At 76.0% G+C, this 642-nt stretch carries 1 protein-coding gene; it reads right to left on the minus strand.

All coding sequences use genetic code 11. The features are described from left to right. On the minus strand, positions 1–558 hold a 558-nt coding region (locus tag AC2W7G_RS17970), incomplete at its 3' end, for a DUF5667 domain-containing protein (protein WP_485869631.1). Positions 559–642: the final 84 nt, after the last annotated feature.

A 642-nucleotide genomic window follows, 5' to 3' on the forward strand; every position in this document is an offset into this window, starting at 1 on the left:
GCACGGCGCGACCTGCTCGTGGGAGCGCGCCGAGCGCGGCTCGGACCAGCCGCCGACGCGTCGCTGCACCTCGTCGGCGAGCCGGCGCGACTCCTGCGACAGGCAGGTGGGGCAGGTGCGGTCGACCGTGCCGGTCAGCTCGTCGACCAGCCGCTGGACCCGGGTGACGACCTCGTCCTCGGTGCCGGGCGCGCCGTCGGCGAGGTCCTCGATCGTGGGCGCCGCCTGGGCGACGAACCGGTCGACCTGCTGCAGCGTCGCCTTGTCGTGGTCGTCGCGGTAGGCGTCCATGAGCCGGTCGGTGCCCGAGCGGGCGACCTTCTCGAAGTCGACGAGGGCCTCGTCGACCTGCTCCTGGCTGCCGTCGCGCTCGGCGAGGGCCTGCACCTCGGCCAGACGCCGGGTGGCCTGCTGGAGCTCGAAGGCCCCGCGGGCGCTGTCGGACAGCCGCAGCGACTTCTGGACCTGCTCGGTGCCGCGCTTGACCGGGTACAGCACCTCGCCGGGGAGGGCGGAGGCGCTGGACGCCACGAGGCCGGCGCCACCGGACACGGTCACCGCGGTCGCGACGACGCCCGCCAGACGCCGTCGGGTGCCACGGGAGGGGGCGGCCACGGGCACCGCCGGACGCGGCTGCAGGAC

Source organism: Aeromicrobium sp. PFPM2_SD2, from assembly GCF_057364525.1.